This window comes from Neoaquamicrobium sediminum (genome assembly GCF_013240295.1).
Lineage (GTDB): Bacteria > Pseudomonadota > Alphaproteobacteria > Rhizobiales > Rhizobiaceae > Aerobium > Aerobium sediminum.
Genome location: NZ_JABETK010000002.1, coordinates 847,478 through 871,565 on the forward strand (window position 1 = coordinate 847,478; position 24,088 = coordinate 871,565).

21 protein-coding genes, 5 pseudogenes and 1 other annotated feature are annotated in these 24,088 nt (G+C 61.8%); of the genes and pseudogenes, 9 read left to right on the forward strand and 17 right to left on the reverse strand.

From position 1 onward, the window contains the following. Nucleotides 1–239 precede the first annotated feature (239 nt). The 3 genes and pseudogenes from HK436_RS16010 to HK436_RS16020 all read right to left on the reverse strand — a co-directional run. A pseudogene (locus HK436_RS16010) lies at nt 240–821 on the reverse strand (DNA-processing protein DprA); the annotation flags it as partial. 325 nt (nt 822–1,146) lie between these two features. Further along, nucleotides 1,147–2,375 (reverse strand): IS3 family transposase gene (locus tag HK436_RS16015; RefSeq protein WP_173187516.1). Its coding sequence is split into 2 segments (ribosomal slippage): nt 1,147–2,087 and nt 2,087–2,375, totalling 1,230 coding nucleotides; the frame shifts between segments, so codons are not numbered across the junction. Further along, nucleotides 1,978–2,094: a sequence feature (AL1L pseudoknot), on the reverse strand. Its footprint overlaps the gene before it by 117 nt. Before the next feature lie 676 nt (nt 2,376–3,051). Further along, the gene (locus HK436_RS16020) at nt 3,052–3,246 is read right to left on the reverse strand and encodes a hypothetical protein (protein WP_173191350.1); all 195 of its coding nucleotides are present in this window, start codon (nt 3,244–3,246) and stop codon (nt 3,052–3,054) included. Between the two features lie 353 nt (nt 3,247–3,599). On the opposite strand from HK436_RS16020, the gene HK436_RS31475 reads away from it, so the two are divergent. Continuing rightward, complete coding sequence (locus HK436_RS31475) at nt 3,600–5,753, forward strand: tetratricopeptide repeat protein (RefSeq protein ID WP_173191352.1); 2,154 nt, start codon at nt 3,600–3,602, stop codon at nt 5,751–5,753. A 6-nt stretch (nt 5,754–5,759) separates the two neighbouring features. Here the strand turns inward: HK436_RS31475 and HK436_RS32440 are convergent. The 5 genes and pseudogenes from HK436_RS32440 to HK436_RS16050 all read right to left on the reverse strand — a co-directional run. Beyond that, nucleotides 5,760–5,934, reverse strand: a pseudogene (locus HK436_RS32440) (BRO-N domain-containing protein); the annotation flags it as partial. A gap of 178 nt (nt 5,935–6,112) precedes the next feature. After that, the gene (locus HK436_RS16035) at nt 6,113–6,787 is read right to left on the reverse strand and encodes a hypothetical protein (protein WP_173191354.1); all 675 of its coding nucleotides are present in this window, start codon (nt 6,785–6,787) and stop codon (nt 6,113–6,115) included. A gap of 309 nt (nt 6,788–7,096) precedes the next feature. Next, nucleotides 7,097–7,576: a cell division protein ZapB gene (locus tag HK436_RS16040; protein ID WP_173191356.1), complete on the reverse strand. Its 480-nt coding sequence runs from the start codon at nt 7,574–7,576 to the stop codon at nt 7,097–7,099. Between the two features lie 5 nt (nt 7,577–7,581). Beyond that, the gene (locus tag HK436_RS16045; protein WP_173191358.1) at nt 7,582–7,752 is read right to left on the reverse strand and encodes a hypothetical protein; all 171 of its coding nucleotides are present in this window, start codon (nt 7,750–7,752) and stop codon (nt 7,582–7,584) included. Nucleotides 7,753–7,853: 101 nt separating this feature from the next. Next, the gene (locus HK436_RS16050; RefSeq protein WP_173191360.1) at nt 7,854–8,954 is read right to left on the reverse strand and encodes a hypothetical protein; all 1,101 of its coding nucleotides are present in this window, start codon (nt 8,952–8,954) and stop codon (nt 7,854–7,856) included. Between the two features lie 47 nt (nt 8,955–9,001). Between HK436_RS16050 and HK436_RS16055 the strand changes: the two genes are divergently transcribed. Beyond that, nucleotides 9,002–9,454: a hypothetical protein gene (locus HK436_RS16055; RefSeq protein ID WP_173191362.1), complete on the forward strand. Its 453-nt coding sequence runs from the start codon at nt 9,002–9,004 to the stop codon at nt 9,452–9,454. Nucleotides 9,455–9,878: 424 nt separating this feature from the next. On the opposite strand, the gene HK436_RS16060 is transcribed toward HK436_RS16055, so the two are convergent. From HK436_RS16060 to HK436_RS16090, 7 genes and pseudogenes are all read right to left on the reverse strand, one after another. Then, entirely contained in the window at nt 9,879–10,547 is a 669-nt protein-coding gene (locus tag HK436_RS16060; RefSeq protein ID WP_173191364.1) for a helix-turn-helix domain-containing protein, read from the reverse strand. 181 nt (nt 10,548–10,728) lie between these two features. After that, the gene (locus HK436_RS16065; RefSeq protein ID WP_173191366.1) at nt 10,729–11,007 is read right to left on the reverse strand and encodes a hypothetical protein; all 279 of its coding nucleotides are present in this window, start codon (nt 11,005–11,007) and stop codon (nt 10,729–10,731) included. An 805-nt stretch (nt 11,008–11,812) separates the two neighbouring features. Continuing rightward, nucleotides 11,813–13,321, reverse strand: coding sequence for a recombinase family protein (locus tag HK436_RS16070; RefSeq protein WP_173191368.1), 1,509 nt, complete (start codon nt 13,319–13,321; stop codon nt 11,813–11,815). 60 nt (nt 13,322–13,381) lie between these two features. Continuing rightward, nucleotides 13,382–13,930: pseudogene (locus tag HK436_RS16075) on the reverse strand (DNA-processing protein DprA); the annotation flags it as partial. Continuing rightward, complete coding sequence (plsY, locus tag HK436_RS16080) at nt 13,927–14,517, reverse strand: glycerol-3-phosphate 1-O-acyltransferase PlsY (protein WP_173191372.1); 591 nt, start codon at nt 14,515–14,517, stop codon at nt 13,927–13,929. The gene plsY and the pseudogene HK436_RS16075, both read right to left, overlap by 4 nt. Nucleotides 14,518–14,543: 26 nt before the next feature. Beyond that, nucleotides 14,544–15,830 (reverse strand): dihydroorotase, encoded by a 1,287-nt coding sequence (locus HK436_RS16085; protein WP_173191374.1) that lies wholly within the window; start codon nt 15,828–15,830, stop codon nt 14,544–14,546. Beyond that, nucleotides 15,827–16,792, reverse strand: a complete 966-nt coding sequence (locus HK436_RS16090; RefSeq protein ID WP_173191375.1) for an aspartate carbamoyltransferase catalytic subunit — start codon at nt 16,790–16,792, stop codon at nt 15,827–15,829. Before HK436_RS16090 ends, HK436_RS16085 begins: the two co-directional genes overlap by 4 nt. 142 nt (nt 16,793–16,934) lie before the next feature. Here HK436_RS16090 and HK436_RS16095 point away from each other — a divergent pair. Next, nucleotides 16,935–18,564, forward strand: a pseudogene (locus tag HK436_RS16095) (acyl-CoA dehydrogenase family protein). Here HK436_RS16095 and HK436_RS33045 read toward each other — a convergent pair. Further along, nucleotides 18,546–19,538, reverse strand: coding sequence for an AEC family transporter (locus tag HK436_RS33045; RefSeq protein WP_312860682.1), 993 nt, complete (start codon nt 19,536–19,538; stop codon nt 18,546–18,548). The pseudogene HK436_RS16095 and the gene HK436_RS33045 sit on opposite strands and share 19 nt — an antisense overlap. Before the next feature lie 150 nt (nt 19,539–19,688). Between HK436_RS33045 and HK436_RS16105 the strand changes: the two genes are divergently transcribed. Beyond that, nucleotides 19,689–20,180, forward strand: coding sequence for a hypothetical protein (locus HK436_RS16105; RefSeq protein WP_173191377.1), 492 nt, complete (start codon nt 19,689–19,691; stop codon nt 20,178–20,180). Then, nucleotides 20,180–20,500, forward strand: coding sequence for a DUF6105 family protein (locus HK436_RS16110; protein ID WP_173191379.1), 321 nt, complete (start codon nt 20,180–20,182; stop codon nt 20,498–20,500). The genes HK436_RS16105 and HK436_RS16110 overlap by 1 nt, the downstream gene beginning before the upstream one ends. On the opposite strand, the gene ruvX is transcribed toward HK436_RS16110, so the two are convergent. Further along, a complete protein-coding gene (ruvX, locus tag HK436_RS16115; protein ID WP_173191381.1) occupies nt 20,445–20,924 on the reverse strand; it encodes a Holliday junction resolvase RuvX in 480 nt (159 codons plus the stop codon). The genes HK436_RS16110 and ruvX overlap by 56 nt on opposite strands. Before the next feature lie 80 nt (nt 20,925–21,004). On the opposite strand from ruvX, the gene HK436_RS16120 reads away from it, so the two are divergent. From HK436_RS16120 to gatA, 4 genes and pseudogenes are all read left to right on the forward strand, one after another. Continuing rightward, nucleotides 21,005–21,712 carry a metal-dependent hydrolase gene (locus tag HK436_RS16120; protein WP_173191383.1) on the forward strand — a complete coding sequence of 236 codons (708 nt, stop codon included), beginning with the start codon at nt 21,005–21,007 and terminating at the stop codon, nt 21,710–21,712. 92 nt (nt 21,713–21,804) lie between these two features. Continuing rightward, nucleotides 21,805–22,092: an Asp-tRNA(Asn)/Glu-tRNA(Gln) amidotransferase subunit GatC gene (gene gatC / locus HK436_RS16125; protein WP_173191385.1), complete on the forward strand. Its 288-nt coding sequence runs from the start codon at nt 21,805–21,807 to the stop codon at nt 22,090–22,092. A gap of 6 nt (nt 22,093–22,098) precedes the next feature. Continuing rightward, entirely contained in the window at nt 22,099–22,587 is a 489-nt protein-coding gene (locus HK436_RS16130) for a GNAT family N-acetyltransferase (protein WP_173191387.1), read from the forward strand. A gap of 11 nt (nt 22,588–22,598) precedes the next feature. Further along, nucleotides 22,599–24,079: pseudogene (gene gatA / locus HK436_RS16135) on the forward strand (Asp-tRNA(Asn)/Glu-tRNA(Gln) amidotransferase subunit GatA). Nucleotides 24,080–24,088: the final 9 nt, after the last annotated feature.

Consider the following 24,088-nt stretch of genomic DNA (forward strand, 5'->3'; position numbering starts at 1 on the left):
CTTTGACGAAATCATGCAACCGCGTAGCCACGGGCTGCGGCAGGCCCTGGCAAATGTGCGAAACGGGGTAGCAGATGCAACAGCAACTCAACCGACGACGTACCGATAGGCTGGACTATATGCAGTCCATGCTCGGCCAGATGCGAACGATGGCGCAGGCCGAACGCTGTGACATGCTGGCCTATCTGATAGAGATGGCCTACGTGGAAGTCAGCGACATCATCCGCGGCGATCGTCCCTTACGGGTCGGCGGCGAGCAGCGAAACCCAGCCACCGCCGTGCCTTTCGATCCTGCCCGCAAGGTCAAGTTCCAGTAGGATGAGAAACACCTGCGCCGGGTGAAGCCCCGTGTGATGAATGATCTCGTCTATCGGCGTCGGCACCGGTCCAAGAGCTTCCATGAGGCGCGCACGGTCGCTGTCGTCTGGCGGGGGCGTGGAGAAGTCTGGCGGCTCCTCGAGCGGGGACACCGGCGAGATGGACGGTGATCCGGCCAGCGGCGCCAGAACGTCCAGCACGTCGCGCGCCTCGGTGACGATCGACGCGCCGTCCTTGAGCAACCCGTTGGCCCCGGCCGCGCGCGGATCGAGCGGCGAACCGGGAACGGCGAAGACGATGCGGCCCATTTCGCCCGCCAGCCTGGCGGAGATGAGCGAGCCGGATCTCAACGCGGCTTCCACCACAACCAATCCGAGACCAAGACCCGCGACCAGCCTGTTCCGTCGCGGAAAGTCGCGGGCGCGCGGCTCCCAGCCGAAGGGCATTTCCGTTATCAGCAGTCCGCGCTCGGCGGCAAGGCCGACATTTTCCGGCGGGTAGGGTTTATTCTAATATTTATTGTAGGAAATGTGCATAACGCATGGCTCGAAAGGCATGGGCGAACGTCAATTGGAGGCGGGTGTAATTGCACATGGTGGCAGAGATTGCGCGGTATAGGATCGCCTCAGGTTCTCTCGGGGACACCGGGGGATTCAAGCAGGGAGCTATATCGAAATACCCGGAGAGATATTTCTCCAAAAAGGTCCGCAACCCTAAATCTGGTTCGGGGCATCACCTTCCAATTTCTTTGGAGGTGAACCTATGAAATGAATGCCCGTAACGGTGGGGTGAACCGCCCCGGGTTTGCCGGAGGCCGTTTCTTTTGAGTCACGCGGCCATGGCTGGTTCTTCCAGCATGGCGTAGTAGCGTTCCTCGGCTTCCGCCGGCGGGATGTTGCCGATGGGCTCCAGCAGCCGGCGATTGTTGAACCAGTCGACCCAGGTCAGCGTGGCGAACTCTACGGCCTCGAAGCTACGCCATGGCCCGCGCCGATGAATGACCTCGGCCTTGTAGAGGCCGTTGATCGTCTCGGCGAGAGCATTGTCGTAGGAATCGCCCACACTGCCGACGGAGGGTTCGATGCCGGCTTCGGCCAGTCGCTCGGTGTAGCGGATGCTGACATATTGAGACCCCCTGTCGGAATGGTGCACCAGGCCGCCGCGGTGGATGGGCCGCCGTTCGTGCAGGGCCTGTTCGAGAGCATCGAGGACAAAGCCCGCATGGGCGGTCCTGCTCACCCGCCAGCCGACGATGCGGCGGGCATAGGCATCGATGACGAAGGCCACGTAAACGAAGCCGGACCAGGTGCTGACGTAGGTGAAGTCCGACAGCCACAGCCTGTTCGGCGCGGGGGCATGGAAGACCCGGTTCACATGGTCGAGCGGGCACGGGGCGGCCTTGTCCTGCACCGTGGTGCGGATCGGCTTGCCGCGGATGACGCCCTGAAGGCCGAGGTCGGCCATCAGCCGCTCGACCGTGCAGCGCGCGACGGCGAAGCCTTCACGCAGCATCTGCCGCCAGACCTTGCGCGCGCCATAGACCTCGAAGTTCTCGGCGAAGACGCGCTCGATCTCAGGCCTCAGGACACCGTCCCGCTTCGCCCGCGCCGACAGCTTCTCCGGATCGACGCGCTTGGCGACGTGGTCGTGGTAGGTCGACGGGGCGATCGGCAGAACCTTGCAGATCGGCTCGACCCCATGGACCCCGCGGTGATCGTCTATGAACCCGATCATCGTTTGAACGGGCGGTCGAGCTCCGCCTGGGCAAAATAAGCGGAAGCCTTGCGCAGGATCTCGTTGGCCTGCCGAAGCTCCCGGTTCTCCCTCTCTAGCGCCTTCAGCTTTGCCGCCATGTCCGTCGGCACACCGGCGCGCTTGCCGGCGTCTACCTCGGACTTCTTCACCCACTCGTTCAGCGTCTGGCCCGTGCAGCCGATCTTGGACGCGATCGACATGACCGCAGCCCACCGGGAGGGATGTTCATGTTCGTGATCCAGCACCAGCCGCACGGCTCGCTGGCGCACTTCCGGGGAAAACTTGTTCGTCGTCTTGCTCATGATGGCTCCACCTTCTCAGGAGTTGGAGCCTCCGGCAAACCCGGAGCGGTTCAAACCCAAACAAATCCTTGAATATTAGTAGCGGATGTTCTTTCGCAACTGCAGCCTTGAGAAAAAGTTCACCTGCGTGAGCGGTGTTCAGGACGCATATGAAATCCCAATGCTCGTTTCCCGGATCAGCAAAGGTCGAATGCATATTCGCCTGCGCTAGGGCGCCTTTTGCCAAATCAAGAATTCGATGAGGAATTTCTTTCAGCAATTCGTTCATGATTCAATCTTTGCGAGGCGCTTCATCAGGCATTTTTTGCTTCCTCTAAACGAGTATTTTGAACTCGAGGTTACCATGGGAGGTATGATCTGGATCATTTGACTCGACGTTAAGAGGATGGCAGCAGGAAGCGCTGGAATGACGTGAAATGGCTGCTTTTGGAAGCCACGAGTTATCCGTTTATAGCGGTAACGGGATCAGTACCCAATTGGCGGCATTCGCCTCGCCCCCGAAATCGGATTTAGGTCCTCGTATGTGTCGACGAGCTGACCGCCGTGGGTAGCGCGATGCAGAATGGGCGGATCAGGTCGAACTTGCGTCCGCGGCAGATGTCTTGAGCAAGGGCGATCTGATGCGGCTATTTCCTGTCAATCGTGGCGGGAGATGGTATCGAACTGCTGCGCTTGGTCATGGCGCATCCCTGTGGTGCCAGCCGCGCGAATAGCCGACAGATACAGCCGTTAGCGTCAATTCGTATTCACGCAGGAGATCGACATAGGCGGCGAACACTGTGGGCAACGCCTCGCGCTCACTACCGCGCTTCTCCACCAACTCTGAAATCAAAGCTTCGCCGCTCTGCGGCAGCGTCTGCTCCGTAGCCATGAAGTCGTGTCCTTCTGCAATTCCCGGACCCGATGAAACATCCGACTGCGTGAGCCGTCAAGGCATTTGTTCCTATTTTGCTCCAATGTCGGAGCAGCAGCGACCGAGACGGGGGTGCGGCCCGACATGCTGAGTGAATCCGCTCAGAACGGCTCACTGGTCAAGGCGCGCTGTTCACCGGTGCGCTGGTATTAACTTAGCGCCGTCATCAGCTTAGTGGGCATATCCAAGCGGCACGCGGCGGGGGCGCTGGCGAGGGTAATAGATGACTTGTCCGCCCGCAAAATATTATTCAGATTAGGTAACGGGGGGGAGCTATGAAAATTTCTAGTTGTGCTGACAAGATAGTTGGGATGGTCGGGGCCGTCGCATGGGCAGCTCTCGCAACTGCGGCTGAGGGACCTGCGCTGGCCGTCGTTGCTGAACCAGCATCAGGGGCATTCATTCTCGCGTCGCAGCTCGGCGTACAACTTCAATCGAGCCGAAACGATGAGTGCGCTGCTGCGCTGCATCGCCTTGTAAAGCAAGCTGAACGGTCAATCCAACGGCAAATTGAAAACGCTGAATTCTCGGAGGCTGTCAGGCAAGTATTCCAAGATTTCAACGACACTTTTCCCCAGATTCGCCCATCGATCGGCGAACTTGTTGAACAGTGGCGTTTAGATCCAAAATCCATTGCTACTGGGATGATGAAAAAATTCTCACTGTATAGCGATGTGTATTCAACGAACCATGTCGCAAGGCAGGCAATCAATTCGGTTTTTGAAAGAGCAGTTTCTTCCTTCAAAGACGATCCAAATCTCTATCAAAAACTTGAGCCGTCGATCGCGAGGACGACACTGTCAGATTTAGGCTGGCTTCGCAGCGTCGTTGCCCAAATTCAAATCGAACAGCATCGACAGGGGCGTCAAACTGAGCAAATATTGCATCTACTTCACACGAAATTAGGTTTGAGTGAATGCGACGAATCCCCTGGCGCTGACTTAGAGCGAGTGGCTGACGCACTGCACTCGACCCCGACTGACTTAGTCGCGATTCTGTGGGAAGTCGCCCAGCGTGGTATCAGCGCGACCCAAATGGTCGAGGCTGTAACTGACGCAAGTAACCAACTAAAGCATTCCCGTGCTGAGTTGCGGGAGTTGAGTCGCCTCGCAATAGAGATCCCCGAAATCGAGTCACACATCGCCACCGCAAGAGCGGCGTTGGAAAACCGGCACCAGATCGACCTTGCCGCAGCGCAACGTGCCGTCCAGGCCGCCAAAGCAGAGTACGGGCAAGCGATATTGCGACGTCGACGCGCCGAGGCGGTGAATATGGCCCGCCTTAGTGAGGTTGAAGCGTCAATGGCCATGACCCGATCGGATTTTCTCAGCGCAGCGAGCTTGTTTGGCGAAGCGGCAGCGGCATTGCCCGAAACGGACGTTGCCATGATCTCCGATCAATACTTCAAGCAAGGTGAGGCTCTTTACCAACATGGCGCACGATTCGGTGTCTTGAAAAGTTATAAGCGCGCCGTCGACGCGTATACGAAGGCGCTCCACGTCTCCAAGGGCGATAGCATCCACGACTGGCCAATGACAAAGAACAACGTGGGCAACACTCTATCCAGGCTCGGTGAGCGCGAAGGTGGCGCAGCAGGTCGACAGAACCTCAAGCTTGCCGTCGATGCCTATTGTGACGCGCTCAAACTGTATACCAAGCAAACCATGCCGCATGAATGGGCGATGGTACAGAACAACCTCGGCAATGCCTATTCAAAACTCAGCGACCTCCAAGGGGGAGCGGTGCGACGCAAGAGCCTCGAATTGGCCGTAAGCGCTTACAAGCAGGCACTCACCGTCAATCGGAAAAAAACAAGACCGGGACAATGGGCGTCGGTCAAAAGCAACCTCGGCAACGCCTTTGTAAGACTCGGGAAGCGCAAAGGTAGGGAAGGACAGCAGAACCTAGAACTAGCGATCAGGGCTTATAGAGCCGCACTTGGCGTCGAAAGCACCGCTACGGTCTGGGCGATGATCAAGAACAATCTCGGCAACACTTACAAAAGGCTGGCGCAGCTCGACCGTAGCAAGGCCGGATTAAAAAAACTTGACCGCGCTATTGAGGCTTACACTGACGCTCTCGACGTGTACAATTACGAGGCGACGCCCGCCGATTGGGCGATGACCAAGAACAATCTCGGTACGGCTCTAGCCATGCTCGGCGAGCGCGGAGGGCTTAATGCAGAGGGGCACCTTAATTTGGCGGTTGAGGCCTTCAACGAGGCGCTCACCATCTACACCGAAGAGGACAGTGCCACCGATTGGGCGATGGTCAAGGCCAATCTTGGAAAGACATTTTACAGGCTTGGTACGCACTACGCCCCGAGGCACGAGAACCTGAAATTGGCCGTCAGTGCCTTCAGCGACGCGCTGACCGTCTACACTAAACAGAAAATGCCGGCCGATTGGGCGACGACGGATCGTCAACTGAGGAAGGCTTTGAAGGAACTTGAAGACCACAAATAGGCTATTGCCGGTCGAGACCTTCTCCTCCCCGACGATGTACCCGCCGTCCTTGCGGAGGCCGGAAGGACCACTCGGGTGACCCAGTCCTAGCGCCTACGGCGCGTTGAAAGGCCTTCGCCTCGGGCTTGTCGCTGCGCATGATGAGCTTGTAGAGACCGCTCTCGGAAATGCTCTTGAAACTCTGGTGACCCCCACGGGTCTGAATTTTTAAGACCCCCTACCTCATCTGGTTTCAACTGGCCCAACTGGTACGACCGCGAGCCCCTCGGATAGTCGAGCGCGTTGAAAACGTCCGACGCCACGAACCACGGGTCCCCGTCGATCATCACGACACGGATGCTGGCTGCGCTCCGCGCCTGTCAGCGTTGTTCTTCGGAAACGTTCCCGCCAAACCCGCGTAGGGAGAACCGGTACACCAAGAACGCAACGTAGCCGATTGGGACCATGGTCCATGGGCTGGTGAGGAACAAATATAGAAGCTCGCGCCAGCCCTTCGACGGAACCTTGTATTGCTCAAAACCGAGCGCATCACCGCATTCAATCTCGCCGCGATAGAATTGGGACAGGACAACCTCTAACGGTTCGCCGCCTTTCGATTCCCACCTCCTCAATTCTGCAGTCGCGATGGGTCCGTCAGAATCGCACTCAAGGTATACAAGCGTGTCTGACGTACGATACTGGTCCGCGACAAAATTATGAGCAATCAAGATCGATGCGTATAACAACCCACCTGCTGAAACCGCAGCTATCACAAAAGAAATAAATTTAATGACACCAGAAGTCGGCACCTGATCGGCGTCTGACGAATCTGTTCCGCTCATTGTTCCCCCAATCCTCTCCACTAGCGTAGAGTCTTCAAAAATAATGTTATTTTTCGTTGGGGCAATGTGAAATATGGGTGTCGGCAATTCCGCCACGCCGCTCCCAGCGGCTACATGCAGCGAGAGGAAGTCGACATGCAACAATTCAAGATCGTATTCTACAATGAGCGCTGTGAGACCATCGGGGAGGCCTTGACGGCCCAAGAGTCTCATTGGGACGCTTGTGCCTATGGCTGGGACCATGCACCTCAAGGCACCGATGATTTCCAAGTGACTGCCGTCTGAGACGGACACTACCGCTCCCCCTTAGCTGCGATCAAACAGCGCGGACCTCCGAATGGAAGCGCCCGGTGTGATAAAGCGGCGGGGTGAGATAAGGTCCCGTGCTTATGGGACGGGGAGCGGTAGCAATCGGCGAGCTGCCGGGGAGCAGCGCAAGGAGTACCAAGACACCATTTGATCACCTGAGGAGGAACGGTCTCCCTGCGCTGCCGCCGAGCAGCTCACCAAATTCAATAGGCCCTATTCGGCGGTCGCTTTGTCGGATGCCGCAACGGTCTCACCGCCGACATCATCATTGAACGTCGGCGCATCGTCGGCGGTTACCGGGACACTCGGACCCGAAAGCTCCGGGAAGAACTTTCCGAGTTCACCCTGAGACACCTTAGGTGCCCCAGCGGCCAGATTGCGGGCCGGTACTGCACCGGGCGTTGGGCTAGGAGACGCTGTCACCGGCGCGCCGTAGGTGATCCTGACGGTCCTGCGGTTGTCGATGGGGCGAACCACCCTGGCGATAGCCTCGAAATCCCGCACCCACTGGGCGTTGTCGTCGGACAACTGCTTGCGTTGGGCGATGAGGTCGGCAACCTGAGCCTCCAGCCGCTTCACCTCATCCTTGAGGCGCGCGATTTCGGCGTTGGTGTCGAGTGCTTCAAGCTTGGCGAGGAGTTCCTCGCGGGTTTCGACGGAGCTGGGAGTGGTCTTCTTCGTTGTACGGGCCATGTGTATCAGGCCTCCTCTGGGTTTTCTTCGGACGGCGTGATGCCGGTGGCGATGCTCTGGGAGGTCTCAAGGCGCTTGATGACGCGCTCAATCTCTCGGACGCTGGGGTTGTGGTAGGTGCCGAGTGCGGCAAGTGCGGTGGCTGCGTCACGCAGACCGGTGATGATCGTTTCCATTTTGGTTCTCGGGTTGTGGTTCTAGGAGACCAGCGCGATCACTGCGCAGAGCACGAGCGATGCGAGGTACAGGGAACAGGCGAGGTCAAGCATGGTGTCGCTTACTCTTCGTCTGCGTCGGGCAGCGAATGCCACCACATGTCGTAGGCGTCCCCCAGCTTCGCCGGGGAAAGCTTGCCGGTCACGAAGTCAGCGACCACACGACGGGCAAAGGGATCAGGAGTGCGGGACGCCGCATAGACGAGCGAAGACCAGCGGTCTCCACCGATGGCCTCGGAGGCGTAGTCCGCGACCTCGTCAACGGCTGTCTGGGCCACCTGTGCGGCCATGGCGTGGTCTAGGCCAGTGGCCTCAGCGATGCGGGCAATGGAGTCCTGAGGGTCCCCTGAGGCCACCAGATTGGACATGGCATCATTGAGGGTCGCCGGGTCGAAGCAGTCGGCAATGTCGTCAAACGTCTCGGAGAGCGGCGGCTCGCGTTCGGCCTCCACCTCCAGCTCCTCCTTGAGTGCCTCAAGTTCCTCGTCGGAGAGTTCGCCAAGGTCCTCGTCGGAGACCCATTCGTCAGGATCACCACCGGCTGGGACGGCACGGGGATCAAGGGCGGTAGGCGCTGGGGTTCCGTCTTCTCGGGTGGCCTGAGGAGCCCCGAGACCCAGCGAGGCGGCAACGTCCGCGTCCACGTAGGTGTTGAGACCGGGAACGAAGACGGTGCCCTCGGGTGCCGTGTCGGGAGCGTGGGCGATGCCATAGCCACCATTGGAGGGTTGCTCGGTCCAGCCGGAAGCCGGGTCCATGGGGTTCGGGAGGCTCATGGAGCCGTTGTCGTAGTCGTGCTGTGTCATGTCGTGTCTTTCGGTTCGCGCTGCTGTCAAAGCAGCTTGGCGGGCTCTCAGGGCCGCTTTCGCGTAATCGAGGATGGTCATGTCCTGGCCATCGACCGTTGAGACCGGCGAAGACCAGAAGTCCTTGCCGTAAATCTCGCGGGCATTTCGGATGGAGTCGCGCCCAAGGTGTCGCCGGGTTGCCCCTGAGACATCCTTGATGAGCGTGGTTGTGCGGCCCTTTGCGTCTGGACCGATTGTCTTGCGGAAGTCCCCCAGAAGGGCACCCGCACGGGTCTGGAGGAACCGCTCCCGGTTCTCCGATAGACCCCGGCACTGCGTGGCGAGCCGGTATTGCCGTAGTAGATGGCCATCCACCCAATGAGCGCCATGGCGTGGGTGACGGCCTCGGTATAGGACCGCCCATGCTTGTGCTGCCAGTTGGCGAGCAGCCCGTGGGCCTTGGCGATCTGGGGGAGGCCCCGGTGGATGTCGGAGGGACCGAGCATGAAGGACCGAGGGAGGACCTTGCGGGCATCGAGTGCCTTGAGGTCCCCAGCGATCTGCTTGGCGAGTCGTGGGTTGGTCTCAAGGTAGATCGCCATGGCCTTCTTGAGGATCACAAGTTCGTTGCGAGCCGGAAGCCGAGCCAAGGGATCGCCATGGCGGGATGCCTCGTCGCGGTGGGGACCACAGTAGCGGGAGACACCGGCGCGATTGCGGGAACAGCCGGGGCACTGGCAGGGCTGGGTTTCGTTGAGGGTCTGGCGGCGCTTAAGCTGGGCCGCGTTATTGGGGGCTTGGGCTCCTACGCGCCAGTCGCGTGGAGTGCCCCGCGTGACGGGAGATGCCATGAGGTTTCCATGGGGTGGTGGTAGTAGGCCGCAAGCAAGCGGCGCAAGCTGCCGCATGGCAGCGGGGGAGTAACTCGCGGAACGTAGGGGAGCCGTGAGCTGGGCCGGTCTGGCGACCGGTCTTTCGTCAAGCTTTGCCGGGCCTACGGAACGCGAGGCCTAGCAAGCTGGAGACGACAGAGGAGGAGACCAATCATGGAAGACAAAGAGGATGGTCCTCATTTCTGTCTTCCCCAACGCAGTCTGTCTTGGGTTGCTGGTGGTCTCGGTCGGGGGTCTCATGAACGGGCAAAGCCCGTCTCAACGATGAGGGTCCGACGGCGACACCAGATAGGGATTGATGGGTGGTGGTCTGTGAGCAGTACCAGCCAAGGGGCAACTCAAGTTCAACCTGAGTTCCTTATCTATGCACCAGCACGATTTTTTTTACTTAGCATCTGCTAATGTATTATGCGGCCACTGCCAGTTGCTTCATGTGATAGGAGACCGCCTGTTTTGAGTAGCCTGTGAGTTCGACAATCTCGGCCTGTCGTCGTCCTTGGTCGACCAGATGCTTGATGATCGCTCGGGCCTTGCGGGTCCGCTTGCGCTCCTTCAGCCGCTCGGTGATCTCCCGAGACAACCTGAGTTGCCCCTCGGGCGTCACAAGGATCATGTCGATATTCTTGCCGTCTCTCTTGATGGTGAGCGGGATGAGTATGTTGTCGCGAACGGCCACTTGGGTTGCCTCGGGGCGGTGCCGATAGTCCACCTTGCGGAGTTCGGGGGCCTGAACCATTGGCACTTGCTGGGGTGTGAGTACCTGATTGATCCAGCCGATCTCCTCCAGGACGACAGTCAGCTTGCGCGTCGTGATTTCGGTGTCGCGGTGAAGGCTCAGCCACTTGGCAGTCCGCGCTATCGTCAGACAGTTTCGGGCAACCTCACCCGTGAGCGGGTTGACGACTTCTCCCTTGGTACGATTGCGGAAACCGTCGATGTGAGACGTGTTGTGTTTTCGGTCGCGATTGTAGCGGTAGCTCTCTCCGATAACTTCGCTAGCGGTAAATGGCCGACCACCTCGGGCCTCTGATGCGCGGCGATGGTCGTTGAGCCATTCCCGATGGGGAACGGTCATGATGAAGTTTCCTTTCTGGGAGTCAGGGAGTCCGCTGGGAGCCCTTGGCGGTCTCTGCGGTGTAGTAGAGCGGAGAAAGGCCAACGGCTCTCCACGGGCCTGTATGGCGGCGTTTGAGTCTAAGAGTGCGCTGGGCTCGTTGACGGGTCTGCTAGGCCTTGCCAGTGCTATCCAGCGCGGATCAGTCCCGCTCAGCCCGTCCGGTATAGGTGCCCGCTCGGAACGCTGAGATGTCCTCGGGCGTCTGGCGGGTGGCGAAGTCCTTGGGGATGAAGGACCGGGCATCCTCGGGCCGGTGAGTATTGGTCGCGACCAGCGCCTTCACCCTATCGTAGTTCATGTAGAGCGTGTCAGACGGCTTCCACCAGAGGAGCCTGAAGGCCCAGAGGTTCTCCAGCATTTCCGCGAGGAGGTGCGTGTCAATCGTGTGGTAGAGTTGGACGCGACGGCGGGCTTCCAAGGATGCCCCCTCGGGCTCCATTGCTCCTCGGAATGCGAGATGGCGCATGGCAGCATTGACGCGAATGCGCTTGGGCTTGACTGTGCGCGCCTCATGGCCTCGTATGGCCGATTGAGCCGGGGTGCTACGAAAGACGGAAAGGAGGCCGCGAGGGATCGCGTACCGGACGCAGCGAAGCGTTCGGGTTCGGTAGATGGCATAAGGGTTCCTTGTGTGAGTGAACGGCAGTGAGCTGGGAGGGTTGTGGTATTTTTGCAACACATCACAGAACAGACCACCAAGAGAAAAACACAGAGCGGACGTGAGGGCGCAGCGGCGCAGTCGAGACGCAGCTTGCTCCTCTCTGTATGAGGACTTTAGGGATCGCTAATATCGGAAGAGCCTACTTAGCCGAGGCTTGGTATTCTCTTTATGAGGCCATAATTGAATGAGAATGATTACCTAGGCGGCGTTCGTATCTCTATATGGACACCTAATTGGCGGGGGACGGTCGTCGCTCGGCTGTCCATGGGTGCGCCCCGCAACTTCGACCACTCTGTATGGCAAGCCAATACCTCTGGGCGGTATAGGAGCCGCTTCGCTATCTCTGTATGAGGGGAAATCGCCGGTCGAATGCCAGCGCCCACCAAATTGCCTTGTGCGCTGCGCTTTGTATTCTCTGAATGGGGTGGCGATTGAATTGAAACAATTACCTGCGCCTATAGTCGGCGGTGATCTTGATATGTCCTGTATGACGACATATTCCCTGCGCCACCAGGAAACTCCTGAGGACGCAGAGACTTAAGGTAGTATTCTCCACCGTCACCTAAGGTGCCCCCGAGGCGTCAAAAACCATCTGATGAGCGTGGCCGGTCCTTAAGGTCACCACGGCGCGCCTCAGGTCCTTGCTGGCGCTCTCCAGTTCAATACGCTCCACAACGTTGGCAATGATGCGTTGCGCTTCCGCCCGGTCCTCTGTGGCGAGACGCTGCATTTCCTCAAGGTCCGCTGCGAAATCAACAGTTGTGGTAGCAGCCTGTTGGAACCTCGCGGCACTCTCCCGCAACTGGACAAGCTCGTTGCGTTTCCGTCGGGTCTCCTCGGAAATGGACTGCGCACTGTCGAGGAGAATAGAGCGGGTTGCGGCGTCTCCAGCTTCGGCCACACCCGCCAAGACATTCTTGTGGCGCTCCTCAAGGGCACTAATGGCTCCCTCAAGCTCAGCCGCGCGCTGGGTATCTACCGACACCGCTTCGCCAGCCGGTATAGGAACCGCGAGGAAGCCGATGCGGTCGATGAACTCCCGTTCGAAATCGTCGTACCTCCAATTCAAAGCGGTGCATTCCGTCCGCTTCAGTGCGCGGCCTTCGCAGATGAGATAGCGCCACGTCTTGCCGCCGCTTTTGGTGGTTGTAACAACCATCGGTGAGCCGCAATGGGCGCAACGGAGGAGGCGAGGGAACAGGTTTGTCGTGTTCCCGGCTTGCGGGTTCTGGTGTCGGACTCTCTGGCGGCTTTGGATTGCGAGCCATTGGGTGTCGCTGATGAGCGCTGGGAAGTATCCTTTAATCTCCTCGCCCTTGAGGACCAGTGACCCATAGGCAGCTTTGGATTTGAGCGTGTCTTGGACCATACTCTTTCCCCAAGTGCCTCCTCGGGGAGACGGAATGCCGTTCTCGTTTAGGTGATTGGTGACTGCCCACTGCCCGTGGCCCTCTGTGGCGAGCCGGAAGATCAAGCGGGCATCGTCGGCGCGCTCATTGAGGCCTTGTGTTTTCTGGTCGATCCAAAAGGGCACCTTAGAAATCTTGAGGCGCTCACCCTGCTTGGCGCGCTGGACTCTACCTGCCCACGACGCTCCGATACGCTTCGACAGCTTGTCGCTGTATTCGTGAGCGGCTTGCATTGCCATGAGTGACATCAGCAGGTTGGCGAAATTGTCGTCATACCCTTCTGCCGTATGCACCCGACCGTCAGTGAGGGTGACCAAGGTGAGGCCGGTGTCCAGCAAGTCGAGGAAGTAGCGGACAGCGCGGGTCGGCTTCACGCGGGTTATACGGTCGATGTTTTCGACAATGAGCACATAGTCGTTGGCAATCTTGCCCGCCTTAACGTCAGCTACGAATTGGCCAAGGCTTGCCTCAAGGTTCGCGCCTTTGAATGCGGATACACCATCGTCAACTAGCTGCTGATCAAGCGCGAGGCCGTATGTCGCGCAAAACTCTAACGCGTTCTCGGACTGACGGCGGAGGCTGTCACCCTGGGCCTGTCGGCCAGATGACCATCGGGCATATGAAATTGCGGTGCGGCCTTTGAGGTCACGAGGTTGCAGCATGTGTACGGCTCCAAATGTGCTTTCGGAAACCGTCCTACTTTCTTTGTGGAATGACCGTCAAGGCTTGTCGAGTCCGCCGGCGAGCACGGCGATGGTGCCGGTGCCAAGGCTGCCGGTATGGGCGGCGGCATCGATTCCGCGCGCCAGTCCGGACACGATCGCGTAGCCCTCGCGCCCGATCTCGCCGGAAAGCATGCGCGCCATCCGCACGCCCGCCGCGGAAGCGTTGCGTGCGCCGACGATGGAGATGGCAGGCATATGGCCAACCGCTGTGTCTCCCTTCACCGCGATGATCGGTGGCGGCAAGTCCATTCGGCGCAGCATCGGCGGATAGTCGGCCTCGCCGACCGCAACGAACCTGGCTCCGAATCTCTGTGCCGCCTCCAGTTCGGCTTCAGCTTCCCGTTCGGATGGAATGCGCGATTGTCGCTTCGCACCGCCGCGCGACGCAAGTTCCGGCAGCATGGCGATTGCCGCTTCGGCCGATCCGAAACGATTGATGAGATCGCGAAAGGAGGCCGGCCCGACATTCTCGGTGCGAATCAGGCGAAGCCAGTGGAGCCGCTGCCGGTCGGAAAGCCTGGGGCCAGCCGACGGCGCGCCGTTCATCCCTTGGCCCCGATCTTCGATTCCGTGCCGGCAAGCAATCTTGAAATGTTGGCGCGGTGCTTGATGAAGACCAGCACGCTCATGAGGGCAACGGCGCCGGCATAAGCGGGCAGGCCAAGCAGGTAGAACGCGATCGGCGAGACAACGGCGGCGACAAGGGCGGCAAGCGACGAATAGCGCGACAGGAAGGCCACCGCGAGCCATGCAACGGCGAAAGCCAGCGCGCCTTGCCAGGCAAAGGCGATCAGCACGCCGAGATAGGTCGCGACACCCTTGCCGCCCTTGAAGCCGAGCCATGCCGGAAAGAGGTGGCCGAGAAAGGCGCCGATGCCGGCGGCTATTCCGGGTTCCAGCCCCCAGCGCGCCGCAATAAGCACCGCAACCGTGCCCTTGAGCGCATCGAGGAGCAGGGTCAGCGCCGCCAGCTTCTTGTTGCCGGTACGAAGCACGTTGGTCGCGCCGATATTGCCGGAGCCGATCTTGCGCACGTCGCCCAGGCCGGCGGCGCGCGTGATCAGCAGCCCAAACGGAATCGACCCGAGCAGATAGCCGAATGCGAGCGCGATGATGACGGGCGTCAAGGCCAAGGTTCCCCTCTCGGCAAGATGTCAGTTCAAAGCCGATGGACTGTGCGGCCAGCAACGAGCGTTTGCAAGACCCTGCCTTGAAGGCGCGCGCCTTCGAAGCAGGTGTTCTTCGACCGCGACCGGATGTCCTGCTCGCGAACGAGCCACGGCTCGTCCAGATCGACCACGATCAGGTCGGCCGGTACGCCCGGCGCAAGCGTGCCGCCCGGCAGGCCGAAGCGTTTGGCGGGTGCAGTCGAAATCGCATCGACAAGGCGCATCAGCGGCACATCACCGTTGTGATGCAGCCTCAGCGCTGCCGCCAGCAGCGTCTCGAGCCCGATCGCGCCGGAAGCCGCATCCGCAAAGGGCAGGCGTTTGGTGTCGACGTCCTGCGGGTCGTGCGACGACACCAGAATGTCCACCGTGCCGTCGCGCAGCGCCTCGACCATGGCGAGCCGGTCTTCCTCGGCGCGCAGCGGCGGGGATAGCCGGAAGAAGGTGCGATATTCGCCGACGTCGTGCTCATTGAGCGACAGGCTGGCTATGGATGCGCCAGCCGTCACCGCCGCGCCGTCATCCTTGGCACGTGCGATCGCCGCCGCCGACATCGCCGTAGAAATCTTGGCTGCGTGATAGTTGCTGCGCGTCAGCCGTGCGAGCATGAGGTCGCGCTCGAGCGGGATCGCCTCGGCCTCGCGGGGAATGCCGGCGAGCCCAAGCCAGCTCGCAAACAGCCCTTCGTTCATCACGCCGGCGGCCGCCAGGTCGGGATCCTGCGTTTCGTGGTCGATGACCGCGCCGAAGTCGCGCGCATAGGTCAGCGCGCGGCGCATCACGAGCGAATTGGCGATTGTGTGCCGACCTTCGGTGAAGGCGACGGCGCCGGCCTCGCGCAGCAGGCCGAACTCGGTCATTTCCCGACCCTTGAGGCCGCGTGTGACGGCGGCGGCGGGAAAGACGTTGACGATCGCCGTGTCGCGGGCCGTGCGTAGAACGAACTCGACCAGCGCCACGTCGTCTATGACTGGATCGGTGTCCGGCATCATGACGATGGAGGTAACGCCGCCTGCCGCCGCTGCCACACTCGCGGAAGCTATGGTCTCGCGATGTTCGCCACCCGGCTCTCCGATGTGGACGCGTGCGTCGACGAGGCCGGGCAGGATCGCCTTGCCGGTACAATCGACGACCTCCGCGCCCTCGGGCGTGCCCTGATTAAGCGCCGAAGCGCCGGCCGCCTTGATAGTGTCGCCGTCGACGATGACGGTGCCGGGTTCGTCCAGACTGCGAGAGGGATCGACGATGCGGGCGTTGTGAAAGACCGTGACGCTCATGCCGCTTGCCCTTCCGGGTTGCGGCGTGGGTCGAGCAGCGCCTCCATCACTGCCATACGCACGGCGACGCCCATCTCCACCTGTTCCTGGATGACGCTCTGCGGTCCGTCGGCGATTTCGGAGGCGATCTCGACGCCTCGGTTCATCGGGCCGGGATGCATAACTAGAGCGTCTTCCTTTGCCGCTTTCAGCTTCTCTGCGTCGAGCCCGTAATAGCGGAAATATTCGCGCACCGACGGCACGAAGGCGCCTTCCATGCGCTCGCGCTGCAGCCGCAGCATCATCACGACATCCGCGCCGGCAAGACCTTCCTTCATCGTGGTGAAGACTTCGACGCCCATCTCGCCGATGCCTGCGGGCAGCAGCGTCGAGGGCGCGACGACGCGCACGCGCGCACCGAGAGCGTTGAGAAGAAGAATGTTGGAGCGTGCCACGCGCGAATGGCGAACGTCGCCGCAGATCGCCACGGTCAGCCGCGCGATCTTGCCGCGCGCCCGGCGGATCGTAAGCGCGTCGAGCAGCGCCTGCGTCGGGTGCTCGTGCGCGCCGTCGCCCGCATTGACCACGGAGCAGCCGACCTTTTGCGCCAGCAATGCCGCAGCGCCCGCCGAAGCGTGGCGGATGATGAGGATGTCCGGCCGCATGGCATTGAGCGTCATCGCCGTGTCGATGAGCGTTTCGCCCTTCTTCACTGACGACGAGGACACTGACATGTTCATCACATCGGCGCCGAGCCTCTTGCCGGCCAGTTCGAAAGACGACTGGGTGCGGGTCGAGGCTTCGTAGAAGAGGTTGATCTGGGTCCGTCCGCGCAGCGTCGACGTCTTCTTTTCCGACTGACGCGAAATCGCGACGGCTTCGTCGGCGCGATCGAGCAGTAATTCAATATCGGAAGGAGACAGGTCCTTGACGCCGAGCAGGTGGCGGTGCGGAAAAAGCGGGAAGGCGGCGCGCTCGGTCATATCAAAGCCGTGCTATAGGCAAGGGTGGGCGACGCCGCAAGCGCGCTTGCGCGCATCCACCGGAATTTCCTCGCAACCATAGGTACTTTGCCTGTAACTGTGAGCCATCCTTCTGGAATCGTCTCATCCCGGAGTTGACGACTTGACGCATGAGGTACTGAACCAAAGTCCGCCGCTGGCCGGGACGAGCGCGTGGCGCGCCGACCCGCTGCTGGTCCAGTTGGCGGAAACCTATTCGGAGCCGGTTCGGCGCGAGCTCGACCAGATTGGCCGTTATGTGCGTTCGGCCGAGGCGCAGGAGTTGGCGCGGCTCGCGAACACGGAAACGCCGAAGCTCAGGACGCACGACCGGCAGGGGCGGCGCATCGACCTCGTCGAGTTTCATCCGGCCTATCATGCGCTGATGCGCCGTTCGGTGGCCGTGGGACTGCATTCTTCGGTGTGGGAGAACAACCCGGCCGAGAGCGGCAAGCGCCATCAGGTGCGCGCGGCGCGATTCTACCTGACCGCGCAGCTCGAATGCGGGCATCTTTGCCCCATCACCATGACGAGCGCGTCGCTGGCCGCCTTGATGGCGAACACCAAGCTGTTCCGCGAGTGGGCGCCACGGGTGACGACGCGCAAATATGACCAGAGCCAGAAGCCGCCGGTGCAGAAGACCGGCCTGACGCTCGGCATGGGCATGACGGAGAAGCAGGGCGGCACCGATGTGCGCGCCAACACCACACGCGCCGAGCGCGCCGGTGGCGGCTTCTACCGGCTGACCGGCCACAAATGGTTCATGTCGGCGCCAATGTCGGACGCCTTCCTGATGCTGGCGCAGGCGAACGAGGGCCTTTCGTGCTTCCTCGTGCCGCGCATCCTCGGGGACGGATCCGATAACGGGCTGCACTTCCAGCGTCTCAAGGACAAGCTCGGAAATCGCTCCAACGCCTCTTCCGAGGTCGAGTTTTCAGGTGCGATTGCCGAAATGGTCGGCGAGCCCGGCGCCGGCATCAAGACCATCATGGACATGGTGACGCTGACGCGGCTGGACTGCGCCGTGGCCAATGCCGGGTTGATGCGGGCCGGACTTGCCGAGGCCGTCCATCACACGCGTCACCGCCATGCCTTCGGCACACCGCTGTTCGAGCAACCGCTGATGCAGCGCGTGCTGGCCGACATGGCGCTCGACGTGGCCGGCGCAACTGCGCTGTCGCTGCGGCTGGCGCGCGCCTTCGACGAGGCGGCCAACGATCCGGGTGAGGCGGCTTTCGCGCGCTCGATGACGCCTGTGGTCAAATACTGGGTCTGCAAGATCGCGCCGGCATTGCTCTATGAGGCGATGGAATGCCTGGGCGGCAACGGCTATGTCGAGGAAGCGCCGCTGGCGCGCTACTACCGCGAGGCGCCGGTCAACGCGATATGGGAAGGCTCGGGCAACGTCATGGCGCTCGACGTGCTGCGCGTCCTGCGCCGCGCGCCGCAGCTTTTCGACGAAGTGCTGGGTGGCATCGGCCGGGACCTCGGACCGGCTGGCAAGGGCACCGTGGGCGTGCTGCGCGCGGCCTTGCAGGTGGCTAGCTCCGATGAAGGTTCGGCCCGCATCCTGACCGAGCAGCTTGCCATTTCGGCGGCGGCTGCGGAGCTTCGCAGGCAGGGGGCAGGGCAGATTGCGGATGCGTTTGTGGAATCACGCCTCGCCGGCCAATGGCGCACAACCTACGGCATGCTGGACGCCCGCCACGACGCGCGTCGTCATCGTGGATACGCTCTATCCCGAGCTGAGCTGAGTGGCGATGGCGAGCGCTGCCGGCATCGTGAGCACCGCCAGCACCGTCTGAAGCGTCGTGACCGCGGCGTAGAACTCGGCGTCGCCGCCGAGCTGACGGGCGAGCATGTAGCCGTTCATGGCGGTTGGCACCGATCCGCACAGCACCAGATAGACGAGTTCCGGGCCGCGCACGCCGAGCCCGTAGCCGATCAGGCAAAGGATGGCCGGCAGCACTGCGAGCTTGAGCACGACCGGAAACCAGATCGCCGCCCTCAGCCGGAACATGTCGGCGGGCCGCAGGCCGGCGCCGACCGAGATCAGCCCCATGCCGATGGCGGCCGAGGCGATGAGCCCGATCGCGTCGTCAAGCGGGGCGTAGAGGCCGCCGGGGAGGAAGCGCAGAACGATGCCGGCCGCGACGCCGACGATGAGCGGGTTGGTCGCCGTCGCACGCATGACCTTTCCCCAGTCCGCATCCCGGCTCCCAAAGCGCGCGACGACGGCGACCGACATCACATTGAGGGGGATGATGATGACGGCCATGGCCAGCGCGACCACGGCGCTCGCGGCCGGCGGAAACAGTTTTTGTGCAACGGCAAGCGCAATGAAGCCGTTCCAGCGCAGCGCGCTCTGGAACATGGACGAGAATTCACCGGGGGTCGCAGCGCCGCTGGGCCGCCACAGCGGCCAGCTCCCCAGCACCAGCACTGCCATGATCGCGATCGTGGCCAGAAGCGCGATGAGCATCGCGTCGAGCCGCAATCCCGAGAAGTCCGCGTGAATGATCGTGGCGAACAGCAGGGTAGGGTACAGCACCCAGTAGCTGACCTGTTCCAGTCCGCGCCAGCCGTCGTCGCTGGTTATCGACGTGCGGCGCAGGAGATTGCCCAGCACGATGATGAGAAAGATGGGGAGGATGCTTTCGAAGATGGCGAGCATGGCAGGCAAGGCGGACCGGACAGGAGGGATCGACCCCGGCATAGGCAGCGTCATCCGCCCTGTAAAGCGTGGCAGCGGCACAAGCCTGATAGCCCAGCAGGGGACAAACGCTCCCTCAAGCTCGTACGTTAACCTTAACGAATGGTTTCAATTGCGGTTAACGCGGCCAGCGTCCAGTTTCGATTCTCGCCGAGCAGGGACCGCATGCAGAAGATTCTCATTACAAGTCTGGCAGCCTATTGGACGGTCGTCTTCGCGGTCGGTGCGTGCGGCGTGGCCGGGCTGTTGGCGGGCATTCATGCACCCGATCTGTTCGATACGGCCATGGCTGTAGCGCAGGCCCTGGTGGCGCTGCTGTTCCTGTGGACTGCGTTCGCCGCCCTGGGACACCGCGACGAGGGCGTGGACGACGTGGCAAGGCTGGCCCTGAGCGCGGCCGTTCTGGTGTCCGGCGCGGTTGCCGTGGAGCAGGCGGTCGTAGCGGGCTCTTCGACGCCCGGCGCGGCATCCACCATGCAGCTCGCAGCCCTTGCGGCCACTTATCTTGTGATCCGTGCCGAGGCAGCGGAACGCAAACCGCGGTCCGTGGATTATTCGAGCGCCGTTGCGCGCCGTCTCGCCGTTGGCGCCGCCCACGGCTCGATGCTGTCGCGACTGTCGCGGCAAGGACCCGAGATCGTGGAGAGCGACGGCTGATGCGCTACATTCTTCTTTTCTGGGCCGTGCCGATGGGGCTTTTCTGGGGCTGGTTCTACCTGTCGTACAACGACATCAATTTCGGCCTGACATTCCTCAGCCGGCCGGTGCATGACTTCGCGTTCGGCTTCTACGGGAATCTGCTGGGCATCGACCCGCAGACGATCCCGCCGCTGGTGGCGCGTGCCTGCGTCGTCGATACGGTGGTGATCTTCGCAATCTACGCCTTCCGCAGGCGCCGCGACATAATTGCCTGGTGGAACGCTAGCCGGCAGCCGACCGTAGCGCCCGAAGCCGGTCCAGTGCCCCCTGCAGAATGAAGGCCGCCGCCGCCGAATCGATCCGTTCGTCGCGCTTGCGCCGGGATACGTCCATTTCAAGTAGCGCCCGCTCCGCTGCCACCGTCGACAGCCTTTCGTCCCAGTAGACGAAGGGCAGTTCGGTGAGTTTCTCCATGTTGCGCACGAAGGCGCGGGTCGCCTGAACGCGCGGCCCCTCCGACCCGTCCATGTTGACTGGCAGGCCGATGATGACGGCGCTGACCGCCTCTTTCTGCAGCAGCACCAGCAGCGCCTGGGCATCCTGCGTGAACTTGCGGCGCGCGATCATGGGGCGCGGATGGGCAAACGATAGCCCCGCGTCGGAGACCGCCACCCCGATGGTCTTGGTGCCGAGGTCGAGGCCGGCGAGCCGTCCACCGGGCGCGATGAGGGCGGGAACCTCGCCGATATCCGCAACAGCCACGTGATTGCCTTCCTCTTTGACTTGCACAAGCGCGGTTCTATCCTTCACGGTATCGAAAAGCGAGTTGCAGAGGTGTTCTGATGAAGCTGACCTGGTACGGCCATGCCGCATTCCGCGTAGAGGCAGGCGGAGCCAATATCCTGATCGATCCGTTCCTGACCGATAACCCGTCATGGGATGGCGGCTGGGAGGGGCCGGCCGAGGGTGTCACCCACGTTCTCATCACGCATGGCCACAACGACCACCTGGGCGACGCGCTGCCGATTCTGAAGAAGACCGGCGCGATGCTCGTCTCCAGCTTCGAGATCTATGAGTATCTGGTTGGCCAGGGCGTGGACGAGAGCAAGGTCAACCCCGGCAACCACGGCGGGACCGTCGATTGCGGCGGGTTCACGACGACATTCGTCAATGCCATCCACTCCTCGTCGTTCAGTCGGGAAGGGGGCATCAACGTCTTTCTCGGCAATCCGACCGGCCTGGTCCTGCATTTCCCGGACGACAAGACGCTCTATCACATGGGCGATACCGACATCTTCTCGGACATGGCGCTGATCAACGAGCTGCATCAGCCGGCGGTCGGCATCGTGCCGATCGGCGACCGTTTCACGATGGGCGGCGCAGTGGCGGCGCTCGCCTGCCGACGTTTCTTCGACTTCGAGACGGTGATCCCGGCGCACTACGCTTCGTTCGGCATCATCGACCAGACGGCGGACAAGTTCATCGCCGGCATGGAAGGGGCCTCTGCCAAAGTGCTGACGCCGAAGATCGGCGAGGCTTTCGAGGTGTGACCGGCGCGGCAGCCGGCTTGCATGTTGCGCTGTGCCGGCTGCGCCGGTATAGCGCGGGCTTGTGATTTTCCTTCCAATCGCCGGAGCGCACCATGTCCGTCGACATCGACACCGTTAAGCGCGTGGCGCGTCTCGCCCGCATCGCCGTGACCGAAGAAGAAGCCGGCCGCATGACTGGCGAGCTCAACACGATCCTGGGGTTTGTCGAGCAACTCGGCGAGGTGGATGTGAGCGGCGTCGAGCCGATGACCTCCGTAATCCCGATGGAGATGAAGAAGCGGGAAGACCGCGTCACCGACGGCGGCAAGGCTGCCGACATCGTCGCCAACGCGCCCGCCACGGAAGAGAATTTCTTCCTCGTTCCCAAGGTTGTGGAGTAGCTTGCCATGGCCGTCGAGATCGCGGTCGAGACGCCGTTGCAGGACGATGTCCGCACGCTCGTCGCGGAGCTGAACGGCGCGCTCAGCGCGCAGGAACCCGAAAACCCCGAGGAATTCAACTTCCGCATGACGGCCGACGAAATGGCAGGGCCTGAAACAACCGTTTGGGTGGCGCGGCTGGACGGCGAGGCCGTCGGCTGCGGCGCACTGCTGCGCCATGCCGGCGGGTTTGGCGAGATCAAGCGCATGTATGTGCGGCCCGCCGCCCAGGGGCGGGGCGTTGCCGGCTTGATGCTGGTGGCGATCGAGGAACTGGCCGCAGCCGAGGGCCTGACGCATCTGGCGCTCGAGACCGGAGGCGAGGGCTATGGTGCCGCGCGGCGCGTCTATGAGCGCGCCGGTTACCGGCGCAGTGGTGCATTCGCCGACTACCCGGACAATCCCTATTCTACATTCTATCGCAAAGACCTGACCGCCGCGCCCGCGGCAGCCTGAACGGACGATTCATGACCGATCTGACGCACCTGACCATTGCAGAAGCCCGCGACCGCCTGCACGCCAAGGACATCTCGGCGATCGAGCTGACCGATGCCTATCTCGGCGCGATCGATGCCGCGAACGAGACGTTCAACGCCTATGTCGCCGTGACCCACGACAAGGCGCGCGAGATGGCAAAGGCGTCCGACGAGCGGCTGGCCGCCGGCAAAGGCGGCGCGCTGGAGGGTATTCCGCTCGGCATCAAGGACCTCTTTGCCACCGAAGGCGTCCACACGCAGGCTGCCAGCCACGTTCTGGACGGCTTCAAGCCGCGCTACGAATCGACGGTGACGGCCAATCTGTGGGCCGACGGCGCAGTCATGCTCGGCAAGCTCAACATGGACGAGTTCGCCATGGGCTCGTCGAACGAGACCTCCTACTACGGACCGGTCAAGAATCCCTGGCGGGCGAAGGGCTCCAACGTCGACCTCGTGCCGGGCGGATCTTCGGGCGGCTCTGCCGCGGCGGTCTCTGCCTTCCTCTGCGCGGGCGCGACCGCCACCGACACAGGCGGCTCTATCCGCCAGCCGGCGGCCTTCACCGGCACGGTCGGCATCAAGCCCACCTATGGCCGCTGCTCGCGCTGGGGTACGGTCGCCTTCGCCTCGTCGCTCGACCAGGCGGGGCCGATTACCCGCGACGTGCGCGATGCGGCGATCATGCTGAAATCAATGGCTTCCGTGGACGCGAAGGACACGACCTCGGTCGACCGGCCGGTGCCTGACTACGAGACCGCGCTTGGCCAGTCGGTCAAGGGCATGAAGATCGGCATCCCGAAGGAATACCGTGTCGACGGCATGCCGGAGGAGATCGAAGCGCTGTGGCAGAAGGGTATCGCCTGGCTGAAGGATGCCGGCGCGGAGATCGTCGACATCTCGCTGCCGCACACGAAATACGCCCTGCCGGCCTACTACATCGTTGCGCCCGCCGAGGCGTCGTCCAACCTCGCGCGCTACGACGGCGTGCGCTACGGGCTGCGCGTTCCCGGCAAGGACATCATCGACATGTATGAAAAGACCCGCGCCGCCGGCTTCGGCCGCGAGGTCAAGCGCCGCATCATGATCGGCACATACGTGCTGTCGGCGGGTTACTACGACGCCTACTACGTCCAGGCACAGAAGGTTCGGACGCTCATCAAGAAGGACTTCGAAGATGTCTTTCACGCGGGCGTGGACGCAATCCTGACGCCCGCGACGCCTTCTGCAGCCTTCGGCATCGCAGACCAGGAGATGGCAGCCGACCCCGTGAAGATGTACCTGAACGACATCTTCACCGTGACGGTCAACATGGCGGGCCTGCCGGGCATCGCGGTGCCGGCAGGTCTCGACGGCAAGGGCCTGCCGCTCGGTCTCCAGCTTATCGGACGGCCGTTCGAGGAAGAGACGCTCTTCCGCGCCTCCCACATAATCGAGCAGGCTGCCGGCCGATCGAACCGGAGAAGTGGTGGTAGTGCGTTGAT